This is a genomic window from Arthrobacter sp. YD4 (genome assembly GCF_030410515.1).
Taxonomy (GTDB): Bacteria; Actinomycetota; Actinomycetes; order Actinomycetales; family Micrococcaceae; genus Arthrobacter.
This window is the reverse complement of sequence record NZ_JAUHHD010000003.1, coordinates 391,866-413,459: the sequence shown is the minus strand read 5'-3', so window position 1 is coordinate 413,459 and position 21,594 is coordinate 391,866. Positions and strand designations below refer to the sequence as shown.

At 68.7% G+C, this 21,594-nt stretch carries 19 protein-coding genes; 4 read left to right on the top strand and 15 right to left on the bottom strand.

Going from position 1 to position 21,594, the window contains the following annotated elements:
* Nucleotides 1-12: 12 nt before the first annotated feature.
* From QWJ39_RS10430 to pdxT, 9 genes are all read right to left on the bottom strand, one after another.
* Nucleotides 13-2,304, bottom strand: a complete 2,292-nt coding sequence (locus tag QWJ39_RS10430; RefSeq protein ID WP_290257890.1) for a bifunctional (p)ppGpp synthetase/guanosine-3',5'-bis(diphosphate) 3'-pyrophosphohydrolase — start codon at nt 2,302-2,304, stop codon at nt 13-15.
* A 244-nt stretch (nt 2,305-2,548) separates the two neighbouring features.
* Nucleotides 2,549-3,556 (bottom strand): protein translocase subunit SecF, encoded by a 1,008-nt coding sequence (gene secF / locus QWJ39_RS10425; RefSeq protein WP_290257724.1) that lies wholly within the window; start codon nt 3,554-3,556, stop codon nt 2,549-2,551.
* Complete coding sequence (secD, locus tag QWJ39_RS10420) at nt 3,557-5,332, bottom strand: protein translocase subunit SecD (RefSeq protein ID WP_290257723.1); 1,776 nt, start codon at nt 5,330-5,332, stop codon at nt 3,557-3,559.
* Nucleotides 5,333-5,438: 106 nt separating this feature from the next.
* Entirely contained in the window at nt 5,439-5,867 is a 429-nt protein-coding gene (gene yajC / locus QWJ39_RS10415) for a preprotein translocase subunit YajC (protein WP_290257722.1), read from the bottom strand.
* A gap of 211 nt (nt 5,868-6,078) precedes the next feature.
* A complete protein-coding gene (ruvB, locus tag QWJ39_RS10410; protein ID WP_290257721.1) occupies nt 6,079-7,155 on the bottom strand; it encodes a Holliday junction branch migration DNA helicase RuvB in 1,077 nt (358 codons plus the stop codon).
* Nucleotides 7,148-7,792: a Holliday junction branch migration protein RuvA gene (gene ruvA, locus QWJ39_RS10405; RefSeq protein ID WP_290257720.1), complete on the bottom strand. Its 645-nt coding sequence runs from the start codon at nt 7,790-7,792 to the stop codon at nt 7,148-7,150. Before ruvA ends, ruvB begins: the two co-directional genes overlap by 8 nt.
* Nucleotides 7,793-7,859: 67 nt before the next feature.
* Entirely contained in the window at nt 7,860-8,468 is a 609-nt protein-coding gene (gene ruvC / locus QWJ39_RS10400; RefSeq protein WP_290257719.1) for a crossover junction endodeoxyribonuclease RuvC, read from the bottom strand.
* Nucleotides 8,465-9,220: a YebC/PmpR family DNA-binding transcriptional regulator gene (locus QWJ39_RS10395; protein WP_290257718.1), complete on the bottom strand. Its 756-nt coding sequence runs from the start codon at nt 9,218-9,220 to the stop codon at nt 8,465-8,467. Before QWJ39_RS10395 ends, ruvC begins: the two co-directional genes overlap by 4 nt.
* A gap of 3 nt (nt 9,221-9,223) precedes the next feature.
* Entirely contained in the window at nt 9,224-9,925 is a 702-nt protein-coding gene (gene pdxT / locus QWJ39_RS10390; RefSeq protein WP_290257717.1) for a pyridoxal 5'-phosphate synthase glutaminase subunit PdxT, read from the bottom strand.
* 92 nt (nt 9,926-10,017) lie between these two features.
* Here pdxT and QWJ39_RS10385 point away from each other — a divergent pair, with 92 nt between their 5' ends.
* The 3 genes from QWJ39_RS10385 (at nt 10,018) to QWJ39_RS10375 (ending at nt 12,601) form a co-directional block, all read left to right on the top strand.
* The gene (locus QWJ39_RS10385) at nt 10,018-11,322 is read left to right on the top strand and encodes a Mur ligase family protein (RefSeq protein WP_290257716.1); all 1,305 of its coding nucleotides are present in this window, start codon (nt 10,018-10,020) and stop codon (nt 11,320-11,322) included.
* Between the two features lie 83 nt (nt 11,323-11,405).
* Nucleotides 11,406-12,113, top strand: a complete 708-nt coding sequence (locus QWJ39_RS10380; RefSeq protein ID WP_290257889.1) for a glutamine amidotransferase — start codon at nt 11,406-11,408, stop codon at nt 12,111-12,113.
* Between the two features lie 20 nt (nt 12,114-12,133).
* Entirely contained in the window at nt 12,134-12,601 is a 468-nt protein-coding gene (locus QWJ39_RS10375) for a GNAT family N-acetyltransferase (protein WP_290257715.1), read from the top strand.
* 10 nt (nt 12,602-12,611) lie between these two features.
* Here QWJ39_RS10375 and QWJ39_RS10370 read toward each other — a convergent pair whose 3' ends face one another.
* The gene (locus QWJ39_RS10370) at nt 12,612-13,514 is read right to left on the bottom strand and encodes an alpha/beta fold hydrolase (protein ID WP_290257714.1); all 903 of its coding nucleotides are present in this window, start codon (nt 13,512-13,514) and stop codon (nt 12,612-12,614) included.
* A gap of 2 nt (nt 13,515-13,516) precedes the next feature.
* The gene (locus QWJ39_RS10365; protein WP_290257713.1) at nt 13,517-14,797 is read right to left on the bottom strand and encodes a CapA family protein; all 1,281 of its coding nucleotides are present in this window, start codon (nt 14,795-14,797) and stop codon (nt 13,517-13,519) included.
* A gap of 81 nt (nt 14,798-14,878) precedes the next feature.
* Here QWJ39_RS10365 and QWJ39_RS10360 point away from each other — a divergent pair, with 81 nt between their 5' ends.
* Complete coding sequence (locus QWJ39_RS10360; RefSeq protein WP_290257712.1) at nt 14,879-16,891, top strand: M3 family metallopeptidase; 2,013 nt, start codon at nt 14,879-14,881, stop codon at nt 16,889-16,891.
* Nucleotides 16,892-17,101: 210 nt separating this feature from the next.
* On the opposite strand, the gene pdxS is transcribed toward QWJ39_RS10360, so the two are convergent.
* From pdxS to thrS, 4 genes are all read right to left on the bottom strand, one after another.
* Nucleotides 17,102-18,028 carry a pyridoxal 5'-phosphate synthase lyase subunit PdxS gene (pdxS, locus tag QWJ39_RS10355; RefSeq protein WP_290257711.1) on the bottom strand — a complete coding sequence of 309 codons (927 nt, stop codon included), beginning with the start codon at nt 18,026-18,028 and terminating at the stop codon, nt 17,102-17,104.
* Nucleotides 18,029-18,243: 215 nt separating this feature from the next.
* A complete protein-coding gene (pgsA, locus tag QWJ39_RS10350; RefSeq protein ID WP_290257710.1) occupies nt 18,244-18,882 on the bottom strand; it encodes a phosphatidylinositol phosphate synthase in 639 nt (212 codons plus the stop codon).
* Complete coding sequence (locus QWJ39_RS10345; RefSeq protein ID WP_290257709.1) at nt 18,872-19,492, bottom strand: HIT domain-containing protein; 621 nt, start codon at nt 19,490-19,492, stop codon at nt 18,872-18,874. The genes pgsA and QWJ39_RS10345 overlap by 11 nt, the downstream gene beginning before the upstream one ends.
* 14 nt (nt 19,493-19,506) lie before the next feature.
* Nucleotides 19,507-21,513 carry a threonine--tRNA ligase gene (gene thrS / locus QWJ39_RS10340; RefSeq protein WP_290257708.1) on the bottom strand — a complete coding sequence of 669 codons (2,007 nt, stop codon included), beginning with the start codon at nt 21,511-21,513 and terminating at the stop codon, nt 19,507-19,509.
* Between the last annotated feature and the right edge of the window lie 81 nt (nt 21,514-21,594).

The following is a 21,594-nucleotide window of genomic DNA, read 5'->3' as shown; positions in this document are numbered from 1 at the left end:
AATCTTCCGAGGCTAGCTGCGGCGGCGGTTGCCGGTGGTCCGGTAGACGTCGAAGACCCCGTCGATCCTGCGAACAGCGCTGAGCACGTGGCTCAGGTACTTCGGATCGCCCATCTCGAAGGCGAACTTGGAGATCGCCACCCGGTCGGTGGAGGTGTGGACGCTGGCGGCGAGGATGTTCACATGGTTCTCGGAGAGCACCCGGGTGACGTCGGAGAGCAGCGACTTGCGGTCCAGTGCCTCGACCTGGATCTCCACGAGGAACACGCTCGACTGGGTGGGTGCCCACTCGACCTCGACGATCCGGTCCGGCTGGTCCATCAGCCCGGAGACGTTGGTGCAGTCGGTGCGGTGGACCGAGACGCCGGAGCCGCGGGTGACGAAGCCCAGGATCGGGTCCGGCGGCACAGGGGTGCAGCAGCGGGCCAGCTTGACCCAGACGTCGTCCACGCCGCGGACCACGACGCCGGAGTCGGAGTACCGGGTCTTGGACACCTGGGCCGGGATGGAGACCTCGGTGAGGTCGTCTTCGGGGGTGTCGTTGCCGCCGAGGCTCTCGACCAGGCGTTCCATCACGGACTGGGCGGAGGTGTGTCCGTCGCCCACGCCGGCGTAGAGGCCGGAGATGTCCGTGTATTTGAAGTCCTCGGCGATCGCGGCGAGGGCGTCGTGGGTCATCAGTCGCTGCAGAGGCAGGTTCTGCTTGCGCATCGCCTTGGTGAGCAGGTCCTTGCCGCGGTCGATCGCCTCTTCGCGGCGTTCCTTGCTGAACCACTGACGGATCTTGTTCCGGGCCCGGGCGCTCTTGACGAAGTGCTGCCAGTCCTGGCTGGGGCCCGCACCCTCCGCCTTGGAGGTGAAGATTTCCACCCAGTCGCCGTGGTTGAGTTCGCTGTTGAGCGGGACGAGTTTGCCGTTGACGCGGGCGCCGATGGTCCGGTGACCCACCTCGGTGTGCACGGCGTAGGCGAAGTCCACCGGGGTGGACCCGGCCGGCAGGGCCATGACCTCGCCCTTGGGGGTGAAGACGAAGACCTCGCGGGCGTTGATCTCGAAGCGCAGTGAGTCCAAAAACTCGCCCGGGTCAGAAGTTTCCTGCTGCCAGTCCACCAGGGAGCGCAGCCAGCCCATGTCGCCGTCGCGCGGGCTTCCGGGGCCGGCGGCGGTGCGGTTGGGTTGGTCCTTGTACTTCCAGTGGGCGGCGACGCCGTACTCGGCGCGGCGGTGCATCTCGTGGGTGCGGATCTGGATTTCCACCGGCTTGCCGCCGGGGCCGATCACCGTGGTGTGCAGCGACTGGTACATGTTGAACTTCGGCATCGCGATGTAGTCCTTGAACCGGCCGGGCAGCGGGTTCCAGCGGGAGTGCATCGCACCGAGGGCGGCGTAGCAGTCGCGGACCGAGTCGACCAGGACGCGGACGCCCATGAGGTCGTTGATGTCGTCGAAGTCCTTATCGCGGACGATCATCTTCTGGTAGATCGAGTAGTAGTGCTTGGGCCGTCCGGTGATGGTGGCCTTGATCTTGGCCGCGCGCAGGTCCTCGGTGATCTGGTTGCGGATGACCGCCAGGTTCTTCTCGCGTTCGGGGGTGCGCTCCCCCACCATGCGGACGATCTCCTCGTACACCTTGGGGTAGAGCGCGGCGAAGGAGAGGTCTTCGAGTTCCCACTTGATGGTGTTCATGCCGAGGCGGTGGGCCAGCGGCGCGAAGATTTCCAGGGTCTCGCGGGCCTTCTTGGCCGAGGATTCGGCGGAGACGAAACGCCAGGTTCGGGCGTTGTGCAGCCGGTCCGCGAGCTTGATCATGAGGACGCGGATGTCCTTGGCCATGGCCACGACCATCTTGCGGACGGTCTCGGACTGTGCGGCCTCGCCGAAGCTGACCTTGTCCAGCTTGGTGACGCCGTCCACCAGCATGGCCACCTCGGGCCCGAACTCCCCCTTGAGGTCATCCAGCGTGTAGGAGGTGTCCTCCACCGTGTCATGCAGCAGGGCAGCGGCGAGGGTGGTGCCGTTCATGCCGAGTTCGGCCAGGATGGTCGCCACCGCCACGGGGTGGGTGATGTACGGGTCCCCGCTCTTGCGCTTCTGGCCGCGGTGGCAGCGTTCGGCGACCACGAAGGCGCGCTGGATCAGTTCGAAGTCGTCCTTGGGGTTGTTGGCGCGGACGGTGCGCAGCAACGGCTCCAGGATCGGCGAGTAGGCGGGGGTGCCGCGGCCGGTGAGGCGGGCCAGGCGTGAGCGGGTGCGTTCGCGCCGGCCGGGGAAAGTGGGGCGGGTGCCGGTGTTGTCGACGGGCACGGCCGCGTCGGGGCGTCCGGGAGCGGCCACGCCAGTCTGTGAACCCTGGCCGTGGGCCTCTTCCGCCGGTACTGCAGGCGCCGACGTCGAACGTTCTTCCAAGAAAGCAACCTCTTCCAACCCGTTAATTACTCAAGTGTATTCCCGCGGCGAGACAGTTCGATAACCGGCGCGAACGCCCGACGGGCCGGAGAGCGTCCTGGACGTTCTCCGGCCCGTCGGGCGGTGCTGCTGTGGTGGCCTGTCAGGCGGTCGCGGCGGCGGTCTTGGCGGCGTTGTCCGCCCGGCGCTGCTGCACCCGCTTGGCCTGCTTGACCAGTTCCGGCTCACCCTGGCGCAGCCACGCGTACAGCGGGGCGGCGACGAAGATGGTGGCGGCGGTGCCGATCAGGATGCCCACGAAGAGGGCGAGCGACAGGTCGCGCAGGGTGCCGGCGCCGAGGAGCCCGGCACCGATGAAGAGGATCGCGCCGACCGGCAGGATCGCCACCATCATGGTGTTGATGGAGCGGACCAGGGTCTGGTTGACGGCCAGGTTGACCTCTTCGGCGAAGGTCCGCCGGGTGGACGCCTGCAGGTCCGCGGTGTTCTCGCGGATCTTGTCGAAGACCACCACGGTGTCGTACAGCGAGTAGCTGAGGACCGTGAGGAAGCCGATGATCGCGGACGGGGTGACCTCGAAGTCGCTGAGCGAGTACACGCCGGCGGTGATGAACATCGTGGCCGCCATGCCGGCCAGGGCCGAGAGGGACATCTTCCAGGTCCGGAAGTACAGCGCCATCAGCACCGCGGCGAGGCCGACGAATACGGCCAGGCCGAGCAGGGCCTGCTGGGTCACGTCCGCACCCCAGGTGGGGCCGACGAAGGTGGAGGTCACCTCGTTGTCCGTCACGCCGTAGGCCTTGGTCAGACCGTCCTTGATCTTCAGCGTCTCGTCGTCGGTAAGCTTGTCGGTCTGGATCCGCATGGTGTTGCCGGCGACGTTGGCCACCCGCGGCAGGCTGCCGGAGACGACGTCCTGGACCGCCTTCTCGCCGAGGCCCGGGTCGCGGTCCTTGACGTTGGAGACGGTGAACTCGGAGCCGCCGCGGAACTCGATGCCGAGGTTGAAGCCGCCCTTGACCACCGGGAGGAGGATCGAGAGCGCGACGGCGGCCGCCGCGATCAGGAACCAGATCTTCTTGGACCCGACGAAGTCGTAGGAGCGCTTGCCGGTGTAGAGCTCGTTACCGAATGTAGCGAAGCTGGCCATTTACTTGCCCTCCTTGGACGAGTTCTTGCCGGAACCGGCGAGCTGGCTTTGGCCGGCCTGCTCCTGCCGTTCCGCGAGACGCCGTTCTGCGATCGTCATGCGCCGTTCGGCTTCGGCCGCGGCCTTGGTGTTCTTGGCGCGCACGACGGCGACCGGCTTGTCCTCGGGGGTCCGGATCCGGCCCGCGCCGCGGTACAGCGGCACCGCGCCGAGGCGCTTGGGGTCCAGGCCGGAGAAGGTGTGGCCCTCGCCGAAGAACTTGGTCCGGGCCAGCAGCTGCAGCGTCGGGTGGGTGAACATGAAGACGACGATCAGGTCGGCGATCGCGGTCAGGCCCAGGGTGAAGGCGAAGCCGCGGACGTTGCCGACGGCGACGAAGTACAGCACCAGGGCGGCCAGCAGGTTCACGGCCTTGGAGGCCAGGACGGTCCGCTTGGCGCGCTTCCAGCCGTTCTCCACGGCCGAGACCAGGCCGCGGCCTTCGCGCAGTTCGTCGCGGATGCGTTCGAAGTAGACGATGAAGGAGTCGGCGGTCTGGCCGATGGCCACGATGATGCCGGCCACGCCGGCCAGGGACAGGCGGTAGTTCTCCGTCCAGCCCAGGATCGCGATAGCGAGGTATGTCAGCGCGCCGGCGACGACGAGCGAGGCAACGGTGACGAAGCCGAGGGCCCGGTACTGGAACAGCGAGTACACGACCACCAGCAGTAGGCCGATGAGTCCGGCGAGCATGCCCATGCGCAGCTGCTCCCCGCCGAGGGTGGCGGAGATCTGCTGCTCGCTCTGGATGTCGAAGCTGATCGGCAGGGCACCGAAGCGGAGCTGGTCGGACAGGGCCTTGGCGGACTGTTCGGTGAAGCCGCCGGTAATCTGCGGACGACCGTCGGTGATGACGGCCTGCGACCGCGGGGCGGAGATGACCTGGTCGTCCAGGACGATCGCGAACTGGGACTTCGGGTCCGAACCGGTGGCGCCGCCGGCGGCGACGTAGAACTGGTTCAGCCGCTCGGTGACGGTCTTGAACTTGGCGGTGCCCTGGTCGTTGAACTGGATGTCGACGGCCCACTCGTTGGTGACGGCACCCTGGGCACCGCGCTGGAGCTGGAAGGAGGAGGTCTTGATGTCCGAGCCCTTCACCTCCACCGGTCCGAGGATGTACTTGACCGCGGGCTTGCCGTCCGCGGCGGGCTCGCAGGTGACCAGCGGCTTGGCCGGGTCGGAGCGTTCCTGCTTGTCCTGGGACGGGTTGTCGCAGTCGAGCGCCTCGAACTTCTTGTAGACGTCGGCGGTGACCCAGTTCTCGTCGCTGCTGTTCGCGGGAGCGGCGGTGGGCTTGGGCAGCTTGTCCTCGGGAGTGCGCTGGGCTTCGGGCACGGCCGCGCCGGCGCCGGCCTGGATGACCGGGCGGAAGTTCATGTCCGCGGAGGCCTGGATCAGGGCGCGGGTCTCCTTGGAGGGGGTACCCGGGAGGCTGACGACGACGTTGCGTCCGGACTGGGTGGAGATTTCGGCCTCGGCGACGCCGGAGCCGTCCACGCGCTGGCGGATGATCGCCACGGCCTGGTTGAGCTGGTCTTCGTTGATGCCCGTGTTGCCCTCGACCTTGGGCGCCAGGATCATCTGGGTTCCGCCTTCGAGGTCCAGGGCGAGCTTGGGAGCCCAGCTGGCCTGTCCGGCCATGGTGCCGCCGGCCAGGACTGCGGTCAGGGCGACGAGGATAACGCCAAGCCAGACCAGCACCCTGCGGGCTGAGTTTTTAGGGCCAGTTCGTGCCATTGTCGATCTTTCTATTGTTTACGGAAGAACCGCCGGCGCAGACCTCTCAGGCCCGCACCGGCGGATGCCCGCGCACCGTGGTTCCGCGGGTAGCTCAGGAGGCAGACTAGCTGTCTTTCCTGTTCTCATCGTTCAGGCGGCGCAGGGTTTCCTCCGGCGTTTCGGCGCGCGGGGCCTCAGCGGCGGGGGCTGCACCGGTGACGCCGGCGTCGTGGGTGTCGGCGTTGCCGAGGGTGAGCGAGGAGGCGTCGTCGGGGACCACGGTAGGCTCCTCGGCGGCGGCGACCGGCTCGACGATCTTGGTCACGGCCTGGCGGTGAACCGTGGCGGTGTTGCCCGGGGAGAGTTCCAGGACAACCTTGTTCTCGGCGTCGTCGATGGAGACGATGCGGCCGAACAGGCCGAAGCTGGTCATCACGTCAACGCCGGGTCCGAACTTCGACTGGAGCTCTGCCTGCTGCTGCTGCGTCTTCTTGTTGCGGCGGAACATCATGAAGACGAACACGCCGAGCATGACGAACAGGAGAATTGTCATTGGATCCAAGGGGAAAGTTCCGTTCTGTACTTGCAAGCTGGTTTCACAGCACCGTCAGCTTCGTCCCTGGCCACGCGGCGCACGGCCCGGCAGCAAACCCATGCCGGCCAGCGGCGGCTGGCGGGAGCCGCCCTGCGGAAACGAAGGCCCGAACGTGCCGAGCGTCATACCAGTCTAAAGGGAAAACGGCCCGGGCGAGTGCTATTGCCGGTTACGGATGGGTTGCGGCCGGTTCCCCGCCGGCGCCGTCTTCCTCGAAGAGGTCCAGGGGTTCCTGTCCGAAGACCCCGGCGGGAACCGCGAAGCCCAGATGGGTCCAGGCGGGGGCGAGGGCTATGCGTCCGCGCGGGGTGCGGCCCAGCAGGCCCTCCCGGACCAGATAGGGCTCGGCGACGGTTTCGACGGTCTCGGTTTCCTCGCCGACGGCAATCGCCAGCGTGGACAGGCCCACGGGGCCGCCGCCGAACTTGGTGATCAGCGCTTCCAGGACGGCGCGGTCCAGCCGGTCAAGGCCCCGCTTGTCCACCTCGTACATGTCCAGGGCGGCCGAGGCGCTGCGGGCATCGATCTGCTCCACGCCGTGCACCAGCGCCCAGTCGCGGACCCGGCGCAGCAGCCGGTTGGCGATGCGGGGCGTGCCGCGGGAGCGTCCGGCGATCTCGCTGAATCCGGCCGAGTTGACCTTCAGGTCCAGCAGCCCGGCGGAGCGGCGGAGCACCAGTTCCAGTTCCTCGACGGCGTAGAACTCGAGGTGGCCGGTGAAGCCGAAGCGGTCACGCAGCGGACCGGGCAGCAGGCCGGCGCGGGTGGTGGCACCGACCAGGGTAAACGGCGGCAGTTCCAGCGGAATGGCGGTGGCCCCGGCTCCCTTGCCGACGACGATGTCGACGCGGAAGTCCTCCATGGCCATGTACAGCATCTCCTCGGCGGGCCGGGACATGCGGTGGATCTCATCCAGGAACAGCACCTCGCCCTCGGAGAGCGAGGACAGGATGGCCGCGAGGTCGCCGGCGTGCTGGATAGCGGGGCCGCTGCTGATCCGGAGCGGGGCGTTCATTTCCGCGGCGATGATCATGGACAGGGTGGTCTTGCCCAGGCCGGGAGGGCCGGAGAGCAGCACATGGTCGGCGCTGCGGCCGCGGATCCGGGAGGCCTCAAGGACCAGGGACAGCTGCTTGCGGACCCGGTGCTGGCCGACGAAGTCGTGCAGGTTCTTGGGCCGGAGCGCCGCCTCGATGGCGCGCTCCTCGGGTTCCTCTCCCCCGGCGACGAGGGACGGCTCAGCCACGAGTGCCTACCCGGTTCCCGGCACGGGCGCCATCCTGGCCGAGCCAGCGCAAGGTGGCGCGGAGGATCTCAGCGACGTTGCCGCGCTCGGCCAGTTCCGGGGAGTCGGCCAGGGATTTGTCGATGCTGCTGGTGGCGTCCTTCTCGGACCAGCCGAGGCTGGTCATGGCCGCGACCACCTGCGGCTTCCACACGGCCTCGACCGAGCGGACCGGGGCGGCGGCGTCGGTAGTGCCGTGCGGGACCAGCTTGCCGGCGAGTTCGAGCACGATGCGGCCGGCGACCTTGGGGCCGATGCCGGGGACCTTGGTGAACGCCTTGCCGTCGCCGGAGTGGGCGGCGACACGGATGGCCTCGGGGTCGTGGACGGCGAGGACCGCCAGCGCCAGCCGGGGCCCGACGCCGCTGACGCTGAGCAGGATGTCGAAGACCTCGCGCTCGTCGTCGCTGGCGAAGCCGAAGAGGGTGAGCGAGTCTTCGCGGACGATGAGCGAGGTGAAGACCTTGCCCTCTTCGCCGACGTGGAGCTTGCTGAGGGTCTGCGGAGTGGCGTAGACGCTCATGCCGGCACCGTTGAGGTCGATCACCGCCGAGGAGAGGCCGACGTGCGCAACGGTTCCGCGGAGAAAACTGATCAAGGCCTGGCTCCTGAGTTATCCGAACATATCTACGAATACCGTACCAAGCGGGCGGAGGTTTGGCCCGTTACTTGGCGGCACGGCGCGCTTTGAGCTCCGCGTCGGCCCAGGCCCGCTGCGCCGGGGTGAGCGCCGAGCGCGACGCGGCGGCCGCCGTCGGGATCCGCGCACTAGCGGCGCCGGCCGCGGCGACTCCCCCGCCGGAGCGCCAGGCGTGCGTGATGGCCAGGGCCAGGGCGTCGGCGGCGTCGGCCGGTCGCGGCGGGGCGTCCAGGCGCAGGATCTTGGTGACCAGCTTGGTCACGGCGTCCTTGTTAGAGGTTCCGCTGCCGGTCACGGCCGCCTTGACCTCCGAAGGGGTGTGCAGGGCGACGGGGATGCCTCGCCGGGCCGCGGCGGCGATGACGACGCCGGAGGCCTGGGCGACGCCCATCACCGTGCTGACATTGAGCTGCGAAAAAACCCGCTCAACGGCCAGGACCTGCGGCTGGTACTTGTCCAGCCACTCGTCGATGGCGGTGGCGATCACCAGCAGCCGCTGGTCCAAGCTTTCCTCCGGTGAGGTGCCGACGACGCCGAAGTCCACCATGGTGGCGCGCCGGTTCCGTTCGACGTCCACGACGCCGATCCCGCAGCGGGTGAGGCCGGGGTCGACGCCGAGGACGCGAAGGGTCACTCGGCTTCCAGGGCGGCCTGTACTTCGTCGCTGAGGTCGGCGTTGCTGTACACGTTCTGGACGTCGTCGAGGTCCTCGAGGGCGTCGACGAGCTTCATGAACTTCTTGGCCGCCTCGAGGTCCAGCGGGACCTGCATGGAGGGCACGAACTCGGCCTCGTCGGTGTCGTACTCGATCCCGGCTTCCTTGAGCGCGTCGCGGATGGCCTGCAGGTCGGTCGGCTCGGAGTGGATCTCGAAGCTCTCGCCGTTGTCCTTGACCTCCTCGGCGCCGGCGTCGAGGACGGCCATCAGCACGTCATCTTCGGTCAGGCCGTTCTTGGGCAAAGACACGACGCCCTTGCGGGTGAAAAGGTAGCTGACGGAGCCCGGGTCGGCGATGGTGCCGCCGTTGCGGGAGATGGCCAGGCGGACCTCGGAGGCAGCACGGTTCTTGTTGTCCGTGAGGCACTCGATCAGCAGGGCCGAACCCTGCGGGCCGCGGCATTCGTACATGATCTCGGTGTAGTCCACGACCTCGCCGGTGAGGCCGGCGCCGCGCTTGATGGCGCGATCGATGTTGTCGTTGGGGACCGAGGTCTTCTTGGCCTTGGTGACGGCCAGTTCCAGGCCGGGGTTGCCGGCGAGGTCCGGTCCGCCCATCCGGGCGGCAACTTCGATGTTCTTGATCAGCTTGGCGAACGACTTGGCCCGTCGGCTATCGATGATGGCCTTTTTGTGCTTGGTCGTCGCCCATTTGGAGTGGCCTGACATGCTTTACGCTTCTCCTCTGATCATTCGAATAAACAGTTCATGCACGCGCTTTTCCCCTGTCACTTCCGGGTGGAAGGAGGTGGCCAGCAGCTTGCCGGAACGCACTGCAACAATTCTAGCGGCCCCGTCCAGCACGCCGGAGGCTCCGGCGCCGGTGGGTTCCACCCGGGCGAGGACCTCGACGCCGGGTCCCACCCGTTCCACCCACGGGCCGCGGATGAACACGGCGTGCACGGGTGCGACGCCGGTGTCTCCGGCACTGAACTCCAGTCCCTTGAACTCCAGGTCCGTTTCAAAGGATTCCCGCTGCCGGCCGAAGGCGTTCCGCCGGACGGTCATGTCCAGGCCGCCGAAGGTCTGCTGCGGGTTCCCGGCGAGGTCGGTGGCCGGGTCGGTGAGGTCGTCGGCCAGCAGGATCATGCCGGCGCAGGAGCCGTAGACCGGCAGGCCGTCGCGGATCCGTCCGACGAGGGGTTCGCGGAGTTCGAAGGCCCGGGAGAGCTTGTCGATGGTGGTCGATTCGCCGCCGGGAATGATGAGTCCGTCCAGGCCGTCGAGTTCGCCGGGCCGGCGGACGCCGACGCCGGTGGCTCCGGCGGCTTCCACCGCACGCAGGTGCTCGCGGAAGTCGCCCTGGAGCGCCAGGACACCGATGCGCAGGCCCGAGCCCACGCTGGAGCCGGGCGGGAAGAGTGGGGAGGTCATCCTGCCAGCATAGTGCGGCCGTCCGCCGCGGGCCGCACCGGGCGGGGCCTCCGGGCCGGGTTCTATGCCCCGGCTGGGATATATTACAAGGCATGCTCTACTTCAGCGTCCCGCTCGGCAAGTTCGTCCGCCGGGTCTCCCGGCTCAGGGGTGGAGGCTCCGCCCTTCCCGGCCTGGTGGTCGAGAAAATCGACCCCGGCTTCATGCAGAGGACGCTGGCCACGCTGCCGCTCGGCGTCGCCGTCGTCAGCGGAACTAACGGCAAGACCACCACCACCAAGATGGTCGTGGAACTCCTCGAGAGCCAGGGCCTGAAGGTCTTCACCAACCGCACGGGCAGCAACTTCACCCGCGGCGTTGCCGCCGCGCTGCTTGGTGAGGTGGACTGGCGCGGCAGGCTCGACGCCGACATCGCGGTGCTGGAGCTCGACGAAGCCCACGCGGTGCACTTCGTCAACAAGGTCCCGCCGCGCTACTGCCTGCTGCTGAACGTCCTCCGGGACCAGCTGGACCGGTTCGGCGAGATCGACAAGACCGCGGACCTGTTGCAGCACATTGCCTCGAAGACCACCGGGACCGTCGTGTTGAACCGCGAGGATCCGCGGGTGGCCCGGATCGCCGCCACCCTCGCCACCCCGGCCGTGGGCGGTCCGGAGGTCCGCTACTTCGGGCTGGACGACTCGCTGCTGAGCACCTTCCCCAATGACGACGACATGCGCTCCGCCCCGGGCAGCCCGGTTCCGGACGCCCCCGCGAAGCCGAATGCCGACGTCGTCCTCCGCCGCGTGGGCCCGGCCGACGCCGATTTCGACTACGACGGCGCCACCGTGTCGACGCCGATGAAGCTGCGCGGCGTCTACAACATATTCAACGCCGCCGCGGCCCTGACCCTGGCCCGCGCCATCGCTGCCGTCCGCGGTACCGCCACGGACCACGCCGGCCTGCTCACGGCCCTGGGCAACGTCGCGCCGGCGTTCGGCCGCGGCGAGAGCCTGGTGGTGGACGGCCTGCCGCTGGACCTGGTGTTAGTCAAGAACCCGAGCGGTTTCCGGCTGGGGCTCAAGTCCTTCCCGGCCGCGGGCTACGCGACCATGATCGCGATCAACGACAACTACGCCGACGGCCGGGACATGTCCTGGCTCTGGGACGTCGAGTTCGACACCCTCCGCGAGGGCGGCGTGGACCAGCTGACCGGCTCCCGCGCCTACGACATGGCCCTGCGCCTGCAGTACGACGACGTCGCCATCGGCGCGGTCGACACGGAGATCGCTCCGGCCCTGGCCGCGTTCATCCGCGGCGCCAAGGACCGGCCGAAGCGGATCTTCTGCACCTACACAGCCATGCTGGCCATCCGCCGCGAGCTGTCCAAAATCACCACAGTGGAGGTGGTCTCGTGACCCCGGAAACCGGTCCGCAGCACGAACTCTCCCACGGCCACGAGCTTCCCCCGGAGGAACCCGCCGCCCCCAGCAAGGGCACCATCCGGGTGCTGCAGCTCTACCCGCGGGACATGAACATCTACGGCGACTGGGGCAACGCCCTGGTCATGGCACAGCGGCTGCGCTGGCACGGCTACACCCCCGAACTGCTCGAGTACAACGTGGGCGACGACTTCCCCGCGAACGTGGACCTGATCGTCGGTGGCGGCGGCCAGGACAGCGGCCAGCTGGTGATCCAGGACGACCTGCTGTCCCGGGAAACGGTGCTGCGCGAACTCGCCGAGGACGGCACGCCCATGCTGGTCATCTGCGGCCTCTACCAGTTGTTCGGGAGGTTCTTCCGGACCCGGACCGGCTCGGTCATCCCCGGGATCGGCATCCTGGATGTCGAGACGAACGGCACGGACGAGCGGTTGATCGGCAACGTCAGCGTCTCCACCCCCGAGTTCGGGACCGTCCTGGGCTACGAGAACCACAGCGGCCAGACCACCCTGGGTCCCGGCGTCGAACCCCTGGGCACCACCGCCAAGGGCACCGGCAACAACAGCGGCGACGGCCATGAGGGCGCCCGGTACCGGAACATCGTGGCGAGCTACCTCCACGGATCGTTGCTGCCGAAGAACCCGGCGCTGGCCGACTTCCTGATCAAGACGGCGGTGGAACGCAAGTACGGCAGCTTCACGCCGGGCACCCCGGATGACCGGTACGCCGTCCTGGCCCGCGAGCACGCCGCCCGCCGGCCGCGCTAGGGATCGCCCCGGAACCGGCCATGATCAGCTACGCCCCTGACGCGCCGGACCGCGCGGACGTGCGGATCCTGCTCGAGGAACACCTGGCGGACATGTTCGCGACCTCGCCGGCCGAGAGCGTCCACGCGCTCGACGTCGGCGCCCTCGCCGGACCCGCGATCAGCTTCTGGACCGCCCGCGAAGACGGCATCCTGCTTGGCTGCGGCGCCCTCAAGGACCTCGGCGCGGGCGGAGCGGAGATCAAGTCGATGCGGACCGCCCGGGACGCCCGCGGGCGCGGCGTCGCCGGCGGCCTGCTGGGGCGGCTCCTCGCCGAGGCGCGGGAGCGTGGCTTCAACCGGGTCAGCCTGGAAACCGGTTCCCAGGACTACTTCGCGGCGGCACGCAGACTCTACCTGCGGCACGGCTTCGCGGTCTGCCCGCCGTTCGCCGACTACACCGCCGACCCGAACAGCGTGTTCATGACCTTGGAGCTGTCGGAGGGCTAGGCGGGGCCTCTCACGATCCCCCGCCGCGAAGCAGCCGTGCGAACTCGGCCGGGCGGCTGGCGGGCCACCAATGGCCGCCGTCCACCCGGACGACCGTGAGGTCATCGATCCAGCCCTCGAGGTCCTCGGTTAGGTGGGGCGAGAGGTAGGCGTCGCGCAGGGGCACCACCACCTGCACCGGGATATTCACCCGCCGGGATGCCCCCTGCGGCCGGTCGGTGCGGGCGCCGCGGCCAAAGAGGTTGCTCCGGTAGAGGGCCAGCCCGCGGACGGGGTTGTCCCCCAGTGGCCGGTTCGCGGCCTGCTCGAAGCGGCGGGTGAGCACCAGCCGCCATGCCGCCTCGGGCAGGACGGGCAGCTGGAACGCCAGCAAATACCAGCTGCGGAGCAGCTGCCCGCCGAGCTTTCCCCACTCACGCGGACGCCGGATCCGGGCGTTGATCCAGCGGGAGAAGTGGCCCATGTCGGGCCCGGAGATGCTGGTGTAGCGGGTAATCGCCCCGGTGGCGCGCGGATCCCTGACCACTGCCCAGCCCTGGATGGAGCCCCAGTCGTGGCCCACCAGGTGGACGTTCCCGACGCCGACGGCGGAGAGGACCGCGAAGGCGTCGTCCACCAGCGCCGCCAGCGAGTAGTCGGCCGTCCCGCCGTCCGCCGCGACGCGGGACTCCCCCGCGTTGCGGGTGTCGTAGGCGATCATGTGGTGCGTCCCGGCAAGCTCGGCGATCACGGGCAGGAACACCTGGTGGTCGTCGGGATAGCCGTGGATCAGCAACAGGCTCGGCACGCCCGGCCCCGGCTCCCGGCCGTACTCGAAGACAGCCAGTCCCGCGGCGCTCTGCCGGACCTCCCGCCGTCGTACCGGCGGCGATCCCTGCTCTGCCGCCGTGGATCCGGCCCCTTCGTCGGTCATTGCTACTTCTCCTTGGTGATCAGCAGTTCGTGGGCGCCGGCCGTCGCCGCTCCCATTGATTCGACCACCGTTTTGGTGCGCTGGCGGGTGGCGGCGTCGGCGGCGGGACCGGCGCAGGGGCCCTGCGGCGCGTCGGCGGCCACCGAGCACCAGCGGTACGGGCCGCGGACGATCACCGACGGCGCCCAGGCCAGGTCCGAGGCCGTCCACTTTCCGGCCGCGTCCTGGCTGAACTGCGCCCGCACCAGGAGACCCTCGTTGTTCACGACGTACGTTGGCGAGAGTTCCGTGATGCCGTTGCCCAGCCCGTAGACGATCCACGTGCCCTTGTACTGTTCGATGGGCAGCACCGAGTGGGTGTGATGGCCGTAGATCATGGTGAACTGGCCGCTGTCCACCAGCGCGTGGGCGGCGTCGCGCTGTTCGGCGTTCGGCACGCTGGCGTACTCCTCACCGGCGTGCATCACGCCCAGCACGATGTCTGCCCCCTGGGCGCGCGCCTTCTTCGCCTTGGCGATCATGGCGGCCGGATCCAGCATGTCCACCTGCCAGGCGAAGTCGGGAGTCTGTCCGTTGAGGCCGTAGGCGCCCTCGATGACGGCGATCTTGGCGGCGGCGGTCTGCAGGATGAGCACGCCCTGCGAGTCGGCCTCTGTGCGGTAGGACCCGGTGTGCTGCAGGCCGGCCGCGTCAAGGGCGTCCAGGGTGCGGACCAGGCCGGCGGTGCCCCGGTCGATGGTGTGGTTGCTGGCCGTGGTGCAGGCCCGGTAGCCGACTTGCTGGGCGGCGGTGATGATCTGCGGCGGGACGTTGAAGGACGGGTAGGCGGAGAAGGGGCCCATAGGCCCGGCCACCGGGGTTTCCTGGTGGCAGATGGCCAGGTCCGCCTTCGCGATATAGCGGCGCTGGCCCTCCAGCAACGGGCCGAAGTCCAGGCCCTTGGCACCGGCGGCCAGGGCGTCAGCGCGGGCTTGGTCCCAGAGCTGGGCGTGGACCAGCATGTCGCCGGTGACCAGCACGGACGTGCAACGGACGGCGGCGCAGTCGGGGCCCTTCCCGGGTGTCGGGGTGGGGGTCGGCGTCGGGCTGGGCGACGTCGACGACCGCGAGCCCGGCGACTGCGCGGATGCCTGCCCCGACGCCGTCGCGCCGGCATTCGCGGTCCCGGCGGCATCCCCGTCCGGGCGGGCCAGCACCCCGCAGGAGCTCAGCGTGGCAGCGATGGCAATCGAGAGCAGGCCGGCCGCGACGCGGGCCGGGCGCGAAAGATGTGGAGTCCCCATGGCCACATCGTACGGGCCGCACCGCCCCAACACGCGCCGCGGACCATTGAGAACCGCCACGAAACATGAAAGTGTCGTTTCATGACTAACCCCCTCCTGAGCCCCAGTACCCTGCCGTACGGACTGCCACCTTTCGCGGACATCGACGCCGGCCACTACGCCGACGCCGTCGAGGCCGGCCTGGCCGAACACCTCGCGGAGATTCAGGCGATCGTCGACACACCGGAGCCCGCCAGCTTTGAGAACACCGCCGTCGCGATGGAACGCTCCGGCGCTCTGTTGCAGCGTGCGGCGGCGTCCTTCTTCACGCTCGTGTCCGCGGACGCCACGGACGAGATCCGGGAGCTGGAGACCCGTCTCTCCCCCGCCTTCTCCGCCCACGAGGACTCCATCTACCTCAACCGCGCCCTCTACGAGAGGTTCGCCGCAATTCCCACGGACGGGCTCGACGCCGAATCCGCCCGTCTGGTCGAGGAGTACCTGAAGGCGTTCCGCCAGTCCGGCATCCAGCTCGACGCCGCCGGCCAGGACCGGCTCCGGGCCATCAACGCCGAGCTCTCCACCCTGGGCACCGAGTTCGGCCAGCGGGTCAAGGAGGGCATGAAGTCCGCGTCGCTGCTGCTGGACGACGCCACGGACCTGGCCGGGCTGCCGGCCGACGACGTCGCCAGCGCCGCCGAGGCAGCCCGCACCGCCGGGGCCGAAGGCAAGTACCTGCTGACCCTGATCCAGCCGAGCAACCAGCCGGCAATGGCCGCGCTGGAGAACCGGGAGGTCCGCCGCAGGCTCTACGAGGCCTCGATCGGCCGCGGCAGCAGCGGAGGGACCCTGGACGTACGGGACCTGGTCAGGGACATGGTCCGGCTGCGCGCCGAGAAGGCCACCCTGCTGGGCTTCGCCAACTTCGCCGAGCTCAGCGTGGACCAGCAGACCGCCCCCGACTTCGCCGCGGTGCAGGCGATGCTGGGCCGGTTGGCCCCGGCTGCCGTGCGGAACGCCGACGCCGAGGCCGAGGCCCTCGCCGAGGTCGCCGGCCACCCGCTGGAGGCGTGGGACTGGGCGTACTACTCCGCCCGGGTCAAGCGCGAACGCTACTCCGTGGACGAGCAGGCCCTGCGCCCCTACTTTGAGCTGGACCGGGTCCTGAAGGACGGGGTCTTCTTCGCGGCCAACGCCCTCTACGGCATCACGTTCCACGAGCGGACCGACCTGGCCGGCTACCACCCCGATGTCCGGGTCTGGGAGGTCAAGGACGCCGACGGCACGGGCCTGGGCCTCTTCCTGGGCGACTACTACACCCGCGAATCGAAGCGCGGCGGCGCCTGGATGAACTCCCTGGTGGAGCAGTCGGACCTGCTGGGGACCCGTCCCGTGGTGATCAACAACCTGAACATCTCCAAGCCGCCGGCCGGGGAACCCACGCTCCTGACCCTGGACGAACTGCGGACCACCTTCCACGAGTTCGGCCACGCCCTCCACGGGCTCTTCTCTGCCGTGACCTACCCGCGGTTCTCCGGAACCTCGGTGCCGCGCGACTTCGTCGAGTACCCGTCCCAGGTCAACGAGATGTGGATCATGTGGCCGGAGGTGCTGGCCAACTACGCCCGGCACCACGTCTCGGGCGAGCCGCTGCCGCAGGAAACCGTGGACAAGCTCGACGCCGCCGCGCTCTGGGGCGAGGGCTTCGGCACCACCGAGTACCTGGGCGCCGCCCTGCTGGACCTGGCCTGGCACGTCCTGGAGGAGTCCGAGGTCCCCGATGACGTCCTGGAATTCGAGGCGAAGGCCCTCGCCGCCGCCAGCGTCGCGCACAGCCTGATCCCGCCCCGCTACCGGACCGGGTACTTCCAGCACATCTTCGCCGGCGGCTGGTACGCAGCGGGCTACTACTCCTACATCTGGAGCGAGGTGCTCGACGCCGAAACCGTCGAGTGGTTCAAGGAGAACGGCGGCCTGTCCCGGGCCAACGGGGACTTCTTCCGCACCGAACTGCTCTCCCGCGGCAACAGCCGCGACCCGCTGGAGTCCTTCCGGGCCTTCCGCGGCCGGGACGCCCGTCTCGACCCCCTGCTCAAGCGCCGCGGCCTGGATTAGTTCCCTTAGAACCCATACGACGCCGGCCCGCCACCTTGGAGAGGTGGCGGGCCGGACTCGTTCAATCAAAAGCGCAAGGCGACGGGCGGTGTGATCCGGCAGCGTGCGTAAAAGGGGCCCCGCGCCCCAACCGGCAGCTCGGCTGCCAACAACGCGCGGGGAATAGCACGCAGAGGATCGCGCCGCTCGGCGCCCCGCAGGGCGCGCAGGCTACCAGCCGCGCTCGGCGAGGCGGTGCGGCTGCGGGATCTCGTCGACGTTGATGCCGACCATGGCCTCGCCCAGGCCGCGGGAGGCCTTGGCGATGACGTCCGGGTCGTCGAAGAAGGTGGTGGCCTTCACGACGGCGGCGGCGCGCTGGGCCGGGTTGCCGGACTTGAAGATGCCGGAGCCGACGAAGACGCCGTCGGCGCCGAGCTGCATCATCATGGCGGCGTCGGCCGGGGTGGCAATGCCGCCGGCGGTGAAGAGGACCACGGGGAGCTTGCCGGCAGCGGCAACTTCCTTGACCAGTTCGTACGGGGCCTGCAGTTCCTTAGCCGCGACGTACAGCTCGTCCTCGGGCAGGGCGGCGAGCTTGGCGATCTCGGAGCGGATCTTGCGCATGTGCCCGGTGGCGTTGGAGACGTCGCCGGTGCCGGCCTCACCCTTGGAGCGGATCATGGCCGCGCCCTCGTTGATGCGGCGCAGGGCCTCACCGAGGTTGGTGGCGCCACAGACGAAGGGAACCTTGAAGTTCCACTTGTCGATGTGGTTGACATAGTCGGCCGGGGTGAGGACCTCGGACTCGTCGATGTAGTCGACGCCGAGGGACTGCAGGACCTGGGCCTCGACGAAGTGGCCGATGCGGGCCTTCGCCATGACGGGGATGGAGACCGCGTCGATGATCTGGTCGATCATGTCCGGGTCCGACATGCGGGACACGCCGCCCTGGGCGCGGATGTCAGCGGGAACGCGTTCCAGCGCCATCACGGCCACGGCACCGGCGTCTTCGGCAATGCGGGCCTGCTCGACGTTGACGACGTCCATGATGACGCCGCCCTTGAGCATCTCCGCCATGCCGCGCTTGACGCGGCTGCTGCCCGTGACGTTCTGGGCGGACGCGCCGGCTTCGCTGCTTACATCAGGTGTAGACACAAAAACCCCTATGGGTAGATAGATGACCTCGCCCGGCGCGGACGGCACACGGGTACCGTGTGCGTTCACCCCGGATTACCGGAAACCATTGGCCGGTAAGGGTAATACTAGTCCCCCGCCGCGGGCCGGTTGAACTCGCGTTACGCCCCGGAACCGGGCGGGGACAGCGTCGGGGACAGGGTACGTCAGCCTGTGTCCCGTGGGTGCAGCCCGGCTCAGGCGGCCTGGTCGCTGGTGGTGCCGCGGGCTTCCTCCAGCGACTGCCGGCGGACGGCGCCGACCCGCTGGATGATCGTCACGAAACTGGCCAGCGCGAGCAGGCAGAGGGTGACGAGCAGGACCACCGGCGGCAGGCCGATGCCGGTGAAGCCGGTGACCACCAGCACGGAGACGAGCCGTTCGGCACGCTCTGCGATGCCGACGTTGGCGTGGAATCCCAGCGCCTCGGCCTTGGCCCGGGCGTAGGAGACCACCATGCCGAGGACCAGGCAGAGCAGGGCGGCAACGGCGATGGCCGGGTTGGCCCCGCCGGTGAAGAACCAGACGGCGACGCCGGCGAACAGGGCGCCGTCGGCCACCCGGTCCAGGGTGGAGTCCAGGAAGTTGCCCCATCGGCCGCCGCGTTCCTGCAGCCGTGCCATGATCCCGTCGATGACGTCGGAGAAGATAAACGCGGTGATGAAGATGGTTCCCCACCAGAGCTGGCCCAGCGGGTAGAAGACGAGGGCGCCGACGACGACGCCGGCGGTGCCGACGATCGTCACGGCGTCCGGGGAGACGCCCATCCGGAGCAGCCAGCGGGCCAGCGGGGTGAACAGCGCGGTGAAGAACCCGCGGGCGTGCTTATTCAGCATCCGGTGTTCCCGCCGCCGGTTCCGTGGCCGCGGACGCGGGCCACGCCTCCGAAACCTGCCGGCGGACCTCGCCGAGGGTCTGGGTCATCGCCTTGGTCTGGGCAATGATCGGGAAGAAGTTCCCGTCCCCGCCCCAGCGCGGCACCACATGCTGGTGCAGGTGGCCCGCGACGCCGGCGCCGCCGGTGACGCCCTGGTTCATGCCCAGGTTGAAGCCGGTGGGGTTCGAGACTTTCCGCAGCACGCGCATGGCGGTCTGCGTCAGCTCGGCAAACTCGGCGGTCTCCTCGACCGTCAGATCCGTGTAGTCCGGGATGTGCCGGTACGGGCAGACCAGCAGGTGCCCGGGGTTGTATGGGTACAGGTTCAGCACCACGTAGCAGGTCCGGCCGCGGTAGACGATCAGCGATTCCTCGTCCTGGCGTTCCGGTGCCACGCAGAACGGGCAGTCGTCCTGGTTCCTGAACTGGTGCTGGCCGCCCTTGATGTACGCCATGCGGTGCGGAGTCCACAGGCGCTGGAACGAGTCCGGCACGCCGGCGAGGCCAAAGTCGTCGGTTACGCCGTCGTCGCCCGGGTAGCCCTGGCCGGCGCCTGTGGATTCCTGCACTTGCTGCTCCCCCGCTAGCTGGTCCGCTCGCGGACGGCGTCCACGATGCGTCGGACGGCCTCGGCCACCGGCACGCCGTTGTCCTGGCTGCCGTCCCGGAACCGGAAGGACACCGCCCCGGCCTCGGCGTCGTCGCCGCCGGCGATCAGCACGAACGGGATCTTGTCCTTGCTGGCGGTGCGGATCTTCTTCGGGAACCGGTCCGAGGAGATGTCCACCTCGGCGCGGATGCCCGCGGCCTTGAGCTGGTCGACGACGTCGAACATGTAGTCGTTGAACGCCTCCGCCACCGGGATGCCGACCACCTGGACGGGGGCGAGCCAGGCCGGGAACGCGCCGGCGTAGTGCTCGGTGAGGACGCCCATGAACCGTTCGATCGAGCCGAACAGTGCGCGGTGGATCATGACCGGGCGCTGGCGGGTGCCGTCGGCGGCCTGGAATTCCAGCTCGAAGCGCTCCGGCAGGTTGAAGTCCAGCTGGATGGTGGACATCTGCCAGGTTCGGCCGATGGCGTCACGGGCCTGGACGGAGATCTTCGGGCCGTAGAACGCCGCTCCGCCCGGATCCGGGACCAGCTCGAGGCCGGATTCGGTCGCCACTTCCTCGAGGGTGCGGGTGGCTTCTTCCCAGACCTCGTCGGCGCCGACGAACTTCTCCGGGTCCTTGGTGGAGAGCTCCAGGTAGAAGTCCTGCAGGCCGTAGTCCTTGAGCAGGCCCAGCACGAAGTTCAGGGTCTTGGTCAGTTCGTCCTTCATCTGCTCGCGGGTGCAGTAGATGTGGGCGTCGTCCTGGGTCATGCCCCGGACTCGGGTCAGGCCGTGCACCACGCCGGACTTCTCGTAGCGGTAGACCGAGCCGAATTCGAAGAGCCGCAGCGGCAGTTCACGGTAGGAGCGGCCGCGCGAGCGGAAGATCAGGTTGTGCATGGGGCAGTTCATCGGCTTCAGGTAGTAGTCCTGGCCGGGCTTGCGGACGGTGCCGTCCTCGTTCAGTTCCGCGTCGATGTGCATCGGGGGGAACATGCCGTCCCGGTACCAGTCCAGGTGCCCGGAGACCTCGTAGAGGTGGCCCTTGGTGATGTGCGGGGTGTAGACGAACTCGTAGCCGGCGTCGACGTGCCGCTGCCGGGAGTAGTCCTCCATGGCCTTGCGGATGATGCCGCCCTTGGGGTGGAACACCGGCAGGCCGGAGCCCAGCTCGTCCGGGAAGGAGAACAGGTCCAGTTCGGCGCCGAGCTTGCGGTGGTCGCGGCGTTCGGCCTCAGCGATGCGCTCCTGGTAGGCCTTGAGGGCTTCCTTGGTGGGCCAGGCGGTGCCGTAGATGCGCTGGAGCTGCTTGTTCTTCTCGCTGCCGCGCCAGTAGGCCGCGGAGGAGCGGGTCAGGGCGAAGGCGTTGGAGATCAGCTTGGTGTTGGGCAGGTGCGGGCCGCGGCACAGGTCGCACCAGACCGTGGTGCCTTCCTTGCGCTCGACGTTGTCGTAAATGCTCAGTTCGCCGCCGCCGACCTCGACGCTGGAGCCGTCCTCGTCGCTGCCGGCGCCCTTAAGGCCGATCAGTTCGAGCTTGTACGGCTCGTCCTTCATCGCCTCGCGTGCCTCGTCCTCGGTCACCACGCGGCGGACGAACTTCTGGTTCTGGTTGACGATCTTCAGCATCATCTTCTCGAGCTGGCGCAGGTCCTCCGGGGTGAAGGGTTCCTCGACGTCGAAATCGAAGTAGAAGCCGTCGGTGATGTACGGTCCGATGCCCAGCTTGGCGTCGGGGCGCAGCTGCTGCACGGCCTGGGCCATGACGTGGGCGGTGGAGTGGCGCAGCACGTTCAGGCCGTCCGGGGAGTCGATGGTGACGCCTTCGACGTCGGCGCCGGCCGGCAGGGGCTGGTCCAGGTCCTTCAGTTCGCCGTTGACACGGGCCACGACGACGTCGCGGCGCTCGAAGAAGAGTTCCGCGCCGGTGGTCCCGGTAGTCACCTGGGTCTCTTCGCCATCGACGAGAAGGGTGATCTGCTGGGCATCTGACACGGGTGTCTCCTATTCACGGTTTTAAGGCTTCGTAGCTTGTGGCGTACGGGGACCACAGCCAGCCTCGTCCATGCTATCGGT

What these genes read in the sequence shown, in the direction of transcription:
- secD (WP_290257723.1), bottom strand. Translation starts at nt 5,332, where the DNA reads ATGGCACGAACTGGCCCTAAAAACTCAGCCCGCAGGGTGCTGGTCTGG.
- QWJ39_RS10365 (WP_290257713.1), bottom strand. Translation starts at nt 14,797, where the DNA reads ATGGGGACTCCACATCTTTCGCGCCCGGCCCGCGTCGCGGCCGGCCTG.
- pdxT (WP_290257717.1), bottom strand. Translation starts at nt 9,925, where the DNA reads ATGACCTCCCCACTCTTCCCGCCCGGCTCCAGCGTGGGCTCGGGCCTG.
- QWJ39_RS10385 (WP_290257716.1), top strand. Translation starts at nt 10,018, where the DNA reads ATGCTCTACTTCAGCGTCCCGCTCGGCAAGTTCGTCCGCCGGGTCTCC.
- QWJ39_RS10370 (WP_290257714.1), bottom strand. Translation starts at nt 13,514, where the DNA reads ATGACCGACGAAGGGGCCGGATCCACGGCGGCAGAGCAGGGATCGCCG.
- secF (WP_290257724.1), bottom strand. Translation starts at nt 3,556, where the DNA reads ATGGCCAGCTTCGCTACATTCGGTAACGAGCTCTACACCGGCAAGCGC.
- QWJ39_RS10395 (WP_290257718.1), bottom strand. Translation starts at nt 9,220, where the DNA reads ATGTCAGGCCACTCCAAATGGGCGACGACCAAGCACAAAAAGGCCATC.
- QWJ39_RS10375 (WP_290257715.1), top strand. Translation starts at nt 12,134, where the DNA reads ATGATCAGCTACGCCCCTGACGCGCCGGACCGCGCGGACGTGCGGATC.
- pgsA (WP_290257710.1), bottom strand. Translation starts at nt 18,882, where the DNA reads ATGCTGAATAAGCACGCCCGCGGGTTCTTCACCGCGCTGTTCACCCCG.
- yajC (WP_290257722.1), bottom strand. Translation starts at nt 5,867, where the DNA reads ATGACAATTCTCCTGTTCGTCATGCTCGGCGTGTTCGTCTTCATGATG.
- QWJ39_RS10360 (WP_290257712.1), top strand. Translation starts at nt 14,879, where the DNA reads ATGACTAACCCCCTCCTGAGCCCCAGTACCCTGCCGTACGGACTGCCA.